The following is a 7,151-nucleotide window of genomic DNA, read 5'->3' as shown; positions in this document are numbered from 1 at the left end:
CGGAGAGAGCCGGACGGCCACTCCTGGGAAGCCACGGTCGGCAAGAACCCGTCAGCCACATCCGGCCCTCCCGGGCCACCTAACAACTTACGGAGAATCCGTGCCGCACTCACATTCCGCGCTGCGCAAGATCCGCGGCGCAGCCCTGTCCTCGGCGCTCGCCGCCACGCTCCTCGCCGTCACCGCGCCGGGCGCGACGGCCGCCTCCGCCGCCTCGACCGCGACGGCCGGGTCGGCCGCTCAGACGCCCGGGCTGAAGGTGCTGTCGTACAACGTGTTCCTGTTCAGCAAGAACCTGTACCCGAACTGGGGGCAGGACCACCGTGCCGCCGAGATGCCGAAGACCGCGTTCTTCAAGGGCAATGACGTGGTCGTGCTGCAGGAGGCGTTCGACAACTCGTCCTCGGACGCGCTGATGAACCGGGCCGCGGCCGAGTACCCGTACCAGACGCCGGTGATGGGGCGGTCCAGGAGCGGCTGGGACGCCACGGGCGGCGCGTACTCCTCCATGACGCCGGAGGACGGCGGAGTGACGGTGCTGAGCAAGTGGCCGATCATCCGCAAGGAGCAGTACGTCTACAAGGACGCCTGCGGCGCCGACTGGTGGTCCAACAAGGGCTTCGTCTATGCGGTGCTCGATGTGAACGGCACAAAGGTGCATGTCGTGGGCACGCACGCGCAGTCGACCGACCCGGGCTGCGACCCGGGTGAGGCGGCCGAGATGCGCAGCCGTCAGTTCCGGGCCATGGACGCGTTCCTGGACGGAAAGAACATCCCCGCCTCGGAGCAGGTCGTGGTCGCGGGCGACTTCAACGTCGACTCGCGCACCGCGGAGTACGGCTCGATGCTGTCCGACGCCGGTCTGGCAGACGCGGACGCGCGCACCGGCCACCCGTACTCCTTCGACACCGCTGAGAACTCGATCGCCTCGTATCGCTACCCGGACGACCCGCGCGAGGACCTGGACTACGTGCTTCACCGGGCGGGGCACGCCCGGCCGGCCGGCTGGACCAATGAGGTGATCAAGGAAGCGTCCGCGCCCTGGACGGTCACCAGCTGGGGCGTGGACTACACCTACGCCAATCTCTCCGACCACTACCCCGTCGTCGCCTCCGGGCAGTGACCCGCAGGCAATGACCGGCAGGCAATGACCGGCAGGCAATGACCGGCAGGCAATGACCGGCGGGCAGTGACCGGCGGGCAGCAGCCGCCGAGCTGTAGCCGCCGCACGGCATTCGCAAGCTCTTCGCAGCTGGTCAGAGGCCGTTCTTCGGCAGTGGCTGCAGGGGGTTCTCTGTGCCACGGTGGTGGTCATGACGGGTCTTGGTCACGTCCATGGCCACCACCACCATCATCACCACCATCATGATCAGGTGCTGGAGGGGTCCGCACAGGGCCTGCGGACGCTCTGGTTCTCTTTCGCGGTGCTGGCGGTGACGACGCTCGTGCAGGCGGTGATCGCGGCGGCGTCGGGCTCGGTGGCGCTGCTGGGCGACACCGTGCACAACGCGACGGACGCGCTGACCGCGCTGCCGCTGGCTCTCGCCTTCGTCCTGGGGCGGCGGGCCGCCACTCGCCGCTACACCTACGGATTCGGGCGCGCCGAGGATCTGGCGGGCGTCTTCGTGGTGTTGGTGATCGCCTCCTCCGCGCTCTTCGCCGGATACGAAGCCGTGCGCAGGCTGGTCGAACCGCAGGACGTGACCCATCTGCCCGCGGTTGCGGCGGCCGGCCTGGTGGGCTTCGCCGGGAACGAATGGGTGGCCCGAGCCCGGATCCGCACCGGGAGGAGGATCGGCTCCGCGGCGCTGGTCGCCGACGGGCTGCACGCCCGCACCGACGGTTTCACCTCGCTCGCCGTGCTGCTGGGCGCGGGCGGCGCGGCGCTGGGCTGGCGCTGGGCGGACCCGCTGATCGGCCTGGCGATCACCGCGGCCATCATGGCGGTGCTCCGGGGAGCGGCCCGGGACATCTGGCACCGGCTGATGGACGCCGTGGATCCGGCGCTGGTCGACCAGGCGGAGACCGCCCTGACGGGGGTGGAGGGCGTGCGGGCGGTGAGCGCGGTGCGGCTGCGCTGGCTGGGCCATGGACTGCGCGCCGAGACCTCGATCCGCGTCGATCCGGCGCTGACGGTGGCGCAGGCCCATGCGGTGGCGCAGGCGGCGGAGCACGCGCTGGTCCGCGGAGTCCGCCGGCTGACGGCGGCGACGGTCCAGATCCACCCCTGACGCTCCGTCAGGCTGGCCGTCCCGGCAGGCTTATGCCGCGTCGGCGTCGTACACCGTCACCGCGATGTCCCGCGCCGTCAGCCGCTCGGCTATCAGCGGCTCGACCCGCTCCCAGGTGCCGCCCGCCAGCCCGCACCCGATGCGCGGCATATGGACCGAGGCGCCCAGCTCCAGGGCCTTGTCGCCCAGCGCGGCGAGAGCGGCGTCGATGGCCTCGTACCGCACGGGGTCCGGGCCCGTGCGGCCGATGCGGATGCCGTGCTGGCCGACCATGTTGGCCACCCATGTGTACGGCGCGACCTGCACGAGCTGGACCGCGCCCAGGCCGAAACCGCTGTCCGCGCGCTCGCGGTGCCAGCGGCGGAACGCGGCCTCGGGCTCGGGCCAGCGGCGGGACAGCGCGAGCACGAACCCTCTGCCCCAGCGGCCCGCGTCATTGCAGACATGCGCGATGATCTTGACACCTGCGCCGTGCGGCGCGGTGGCGTCCCCCCGCAGATAAGAGATCTCGGACATGGGTTCACAGTAGGGGGCGGCGCTGACAGGCGCCTCAGGGTTTCTCACAAGTGGTGAGACAGCAATACTGTTGGACTTAAGGCGAGGAGGCGGCACCCGGGAAGTGAGGCGCGAGGCACATGGCGACCGAGGCCGACGTCGATGGCCACGGCGAGGAGATGACGCTCACCGTCGACGAGCTGGCCGCGCGGGCCGGGGTGACCGTGCGGACCGTCCGGTTCTACGGCACCCGCGGGCTGCTGCCCCCGCCGTCGATCGGGCCCCGGCGCGTGGGCCGCTACGGCCCGGCCCACCTCGCCCGGCTGGCGCTGATCGAGGAGCTCCAGCACCAGGGAATGACGCTCGCCGCGATCGAACGCTATCTGGAGCAGCTGCCCGGCGATCTGAGCGCCCACGACCTGGCCATCCACCGTGCGGTGGTGGCCTCCTGGGCGCCGGACTCGCCCGAGGAGGCCACCCGCGCCGACCTGGAGCGGCGCGCCGGGCGGGAGTTGTCCGAGCAGGACGTCGAGCGGCTCGCGGCCATGGGCGTGCTCCAGCGCGCCGGCGAGGACGCGGAGGGCTACCGGCTCGATCCGGGGCTGCTGAGGCTCGGCGTGGAGCTGCTCGACGTGCCCGTCGCGCACGAGACGATCCTCGCCGCCCGCAGCGTGCTGCTGGAGCACTCGCGGGCGGCCGCCCAGGAGCTCACCCGGCTCTTCCGCGACGAGGTGTGGGACCCGGAGCAGGTGGCGGCGATGAGGTCGCTGTCCGCGCATATGCAGCCGATCGTGGTGCAGGCGCTGGTGACCGCGTTTCAGCGGTTCCTGAAGGAGGAGCTGCGGGAGGCGTTCGCCACGCGGTGAACGCCTCCCGCAGGCGTGGGCGCGCCGGTCACCGGTCGTCGGTGAACCGCTCGCCCTTCTCCGCCTTCTGAAGCAGCAGCGCCGGCGGCTCGAACCTGTCGCCGTAGCGCTCCGCCAGCTCGCGGGCGCGTGCCGCGAAGCCGGGCAGCCCGCCCTCGTAGCCGTTGATGTACTGCAGCACGCCGCCGGTCCACGCCGGGAAGCCGATGCCCATGATCGAGCCGATGTTGGCGTCGGCCACCGACGTCAGCACCCCCTCCTCCAGGCAGCGGACCGTGTCCAGGGCCTCCGAGAAGAGCATCCGCTCCTGCATGTCCTCGAAGGGGACCGCGGCGTCCGGCACGCCGAAGTGCTCGCGCAGGCCCGGCCACAGGCCCGTCCGGCCGCCGTCCTCCGCGTAGTCGTAGAAGCCGGCGCCGCCGCTGCGTCCCGTACGGCCGAACTCGTCGACCATCCGGTCGATCACGGCGTCCGCGGGGTGGCCCGGCCAGGTCCCGCCGGCCTCCTCGACCGCCCGGCGCGTCTCGTCGCGGATCCTGCGGGGAAGCGTGAGCGTCAGCTCGTCCATGAGGGAGAGCACCTTCGCCGGGTAGCCCGCCTGGGCCGCTGCCTGCTCGATCGACGCGGGCTCGACGCCCTCGCCGACCATGGCGACGCCCTCGTTGATGAACTGACCGATGACCCGGGAGGTGAAGAAGCCGCGGGAGTCATGGACGACGATCGGCGTCTTGTTGATCTGGCGGACCAGATCGAAGGCGCGGGCCAGGGCCTCGTCGCCGGTCCGCTCCCCCTTGATGATCTCCACCAGGGGCATTTTGTCGACCGGTGAGAAGAAGTGCAGCCCGATGAAGTCCGCGGGCCGCGCCACCCCCTTGGCGAGCAGGGTGATGGGCAGCGTGGAGGTGTTGGAGCAGAGCAGCGCGTCCGGCTCCACGATGTCCTGGATCTCCTGGAAGACCCGGTGCTTCAGGGCGGTGTCCTCGAAGACCGCCTCGATCACGGCGTCGCAGCCCGCAAGATCCGCCGCGTCCGCCGCGGGCGTGATGCGGGCGAGCAGCTCGTCGCGTTCCGCCTCGGTCCTGCGGCCCTTGGCCACCGCCTTGTCCAGCAGCTTCTCCGAGTACGCCCTGCCCTTCTCGGCGGCCTGGAGGGAGACGTCCTTGAGGACGACGTCGATACCGGCGCGTGCGCAGGAGTAGGCGATGCCCGCGCCCATCATGCCCGCACCGAGCACGGCGACCTTGCGGACCCGCCGGGGCTCGACGTCCTGGGGCCGGCTGGCTCCGGAGTTGACGGCCTGGAGGTCGAAGAAGAACGCCTGGATCATGTTCTTCGCGGTCTGGCCGGTGACCAGCTCGGTGAAGTACCGGGCCTCGATGGTCTGCGCGGTCTCGAAGTCGACCTGGGAGCCCTCCACCGCTGCGGCGAGGATGTTGCGCGGGGCGGGGTAGGGTGCGCCGGCCGTCTGCTTCTTCAGATTCGCCGGGAAGGCGGGGAGGTCGGCGGCGAACCGCGGGTTGGACGGCGTCCCTCCCGGGATCTTGTAGCCCTTGACGTCCCAGGGCTGCTGGGACCGGGGGTGTGCGTCGATGAAGGCGCGCGCCCGGGCGAGCATCTCCTCGCGGGTCTCGGCCAGTTCGTGGACGAGACCGTTGTCCAGGGCGCGCCGCGGGCTGTACTGGGTGCCTTNGCCAGTTCGTGGACGAGACCGTTGTCCAGGGCGCGCCGCGGGCTGTACTGGGTGCCTTGCACCAGCACCTTCAGCAGGGCGTCGGCGATGCCCATGAGGCGTACGGTGCGGGTGACTCCCCCGCCGCCGGGCAGCAGGCCCAGGGTCACCTCGGGCAGGCCGATCTTGGAGCCGGGCGCGTCGAGGGCGACGCGGTGATGGCAGGCGAGCGCGATCTCGTATCCGCCGCCGAGCGCTGCGCCGTTGATCGCCGCGACGACGGGCTTGCCGAGGGTCTCGATACGGCGCAGGGCGCGCTTGACGTCCATGCTCGCGTCGAAGATGCGCTGGGCGTCTCCGGGGCCGGCCTTGATCATGTCCTTGAGGTCGCCGCCCGCGAAGAAGGTCTTCTTCGCGGAGGTGATGACGATGCCCCGGATGGCGTCCTTCTCCGCCTCGGCGCGGTCGGCGACCGCGCCGAGGGATTCCCGGAAGGCCTGGTTCATGGTGTTGGCGGACTGGTTCGGGTCGTCCAGGACGAGGGTGACGACGCCGTCGTCGTCCTGCTCCCAGCGGATGGTGCTCGCGCTGGCGGTGGTCTCGGTCATGCGATGTCTCCGTGAGGTGTGCGGTGCGGCTGTGGGCGGGCGTGCCTCAGAGGCGTTCGACGACCGTGGCGATTCCCATCCCTCCGCCCACGCACAGCGTGACCAGCCCGTACCGCTTGTCCTGGCGCTCCAGTTCGTCGACGAGGGTGCCCAGGATCATCGCGCCCGTCGCGCCCAGCGGGTGGCCCATGGCGATGGCGCCGCCGTTGACGTTGACCTTGTCGAGGGAGAGGTCCATATCGCGGGCGAAACGCAGCACCACGCCGGCGAACGCCTCGTTGATCTCGACCAGATCGATGTCGTCGATGGTCAGTCCGGCCTTGGCGAGCGCCTTGCGGGTGGCGGGCGCGGGACCGGTGAGCATGATGGTCGGCTCGGAGCCGGAGACCGCGGCGGACACGACGCGGGCGCGCGGAGTGAGCCCGTACCGCTCGCCGACCGCCCGGGAGCCGATGGCGACGAGCGCCGCGCCGTCGACGATGCCGGAGGAGTTGCCCGCGTGGTGGACGTGGTCGATCCGCTCCACCCGGTGGTACTTCTGCAGCGCCACCGCGTCAAAGCCGCCCATCTCGCCGATGGCGGCGAAGGAGGGCTTGAGCCCGGCGAGGGTGTCGGCCGTGGTGCCGGGGCGCATGTGCTCGTCGTGGTCGAGCACGACGAGGCCGCTGCGGTCGCGGACGGGCACGACCGAGCGGTCGAAGCGGCCGTCCTTCCAGGCCGCCGCGGCGCGCTCCTGGGACAGCGCCGCGTACTCGTCGACATCGCGGCGGCTGAAGCCCTCGATGGTGGCGATGAGGTCGGCGCCGATGCCCTGGGGGACGAATCCGGTGTCGAAGTTGGTCATCGGGTCCGCGAACCACGCGCCGCCGTCGGAGGCCATCGGGACCCGCGACATCGACTCGACCCCGCCTGCCAGCACCAGGTCCTCCCAGCCGGAGCGGACCTTCATCGCCGCCATGTTGACCGCTTCGAGGCCGGAGGCGCAGAAGCGGTTCTCCTGGACCCCGGCGACGGTGTCGGGCAGTCCTGCGGCGATGGCGGCGATCCGGGCGATGTCGGAGCCCTGGTCCCCGACCGGGCCGACGACGCCGAGGACGATGTCGTCGATCGCGGCCGGGTCGAGACCGGGGAAGCGGCCCCGCAGCTCGTGGATGAGTCCGGTCACGAGGTCGATCGGCTTGGTGCCGTGCAGGGCCCCGTCGGCCTTGCCGCGACCGCGCGGGGTGCGGATCGCTTCGTAGACGTACGCTTCGGTGCTCACTGGTCGTGCCTTTCCGGGAAG

5 protein-coding genes and 1 pseudogene are annotated in these 7,151 nt (G+C 71.3%); 3 read left to right on the top strand and 3 right to left on the bottom strand.

Going from position 1 to position 7,151, the window contains the following annotated elements:
• The first annotated feature begins 100 nt into the window (after window positions 1-100).
• Together sph and QCN29_RS29535 are read left to right on the top strand one after the other, a co-directional pair.
• The gene (sph, locus tag QCN29_RS29540) at window positions 101-1,123 is read left to right on the top strand and encodes a sphingomyelin phosphodiesterase (protein ID WP_279932006.1); all 1,023 of its coding nucleotides are present in this window, start codon (window positions 101-103) and stop codon (window positions 1,121-1,123) included.
• A 190-nt stretch (window positions 1,124-1,313) separates the two neighbouring features.
• Complete coding sequence (locus tag QCN29_RS29535) at window positions 1,314-2,231, top strand: cation diffusion facilitator family transporter (protein WP_279932005.1); 918 nt, start codon at window positions 1,314-1,316, stop codon at window positions 2,229-2,231.
• A gap of 30 nt (window positions 2,232-2,261) precedes the next feature.
• Here the strand turns inward: QCN29_RS29535 and QCN29_RS29530 are convergent, their stop codons facing one another.
• Entirely contained in the window at window positions 2,262-2,747 is a 486-nt protein-coding gene (locus tag QCN29_RS29530) for a macro domain-containing protein (RefSeq protein WP_279932004.1), read from the bottom strand.
• A gap of 119 nt (window positions 2,748-2,866) precedes the next feature.
• Here QCN29_RS29530 and QCN29_RS29525 point away from each other — a divergent pair, with 119 nt between their 5' ends.
• Window positions 2,867-3,592, top strand: coding sequence for a MerR family transcriptional regulator (locus tag QCN29_RS29525; RefSeq protein ID WP_279932003.1), 726 nt, complete (start codon window positions 2,867-2,869; stop codon window positions 3,590-3,592).
• A 28-nt stretch (window positions 3,593-3,620) separates the two neighbouring features.
• Here QCN29_RS29525 and QCN29_RS29520 read toward each other — a convergent pair.
• Both QCN29_RS29520 and QCN29_RS29515 read right to left on the bottom strand, forming a co-directional pair.
• A pseudogene (locus QCN29_RS29520) lies at window positions 3,621-5,869 on the bottom strand (3-hydroxyacyl-CoA dehydrogenase NAD-binding domain-containing protein).
• A gap of 46 nt (window positions 5,870-5,915) precedes the next feature.
• The gene (locus QCN29_RS29515; protein WP_279932001.1) at window positions 5,916-7,130 is read right to left on the bottom strand and encodes an acetyl-CoA C-acetyltransferase; all 1,215 of its coding nucleotides are present in this window, start codon (window positions 7,128-7,130) and stop codon (window positions 5,916-5,918) included.
• Window positions 7,131-7,151: the final 21 nt, after the last annotated feature.

Origin of the sequence: Streptomyces chengmaiensis, from assembly GCF_029846775.1 — a bacterium.
Lineage (GTDB): Bacteria > Actinomycetota > Actinomycetes > Streptomycetales > Streptomycetaceae > Streptomyces > Streptomyces chengmaiensis.
Note: the sequence above shows the minus strand (reverse complement) of the source record. Positions and strands in the feature narration are given on the sequence as shown.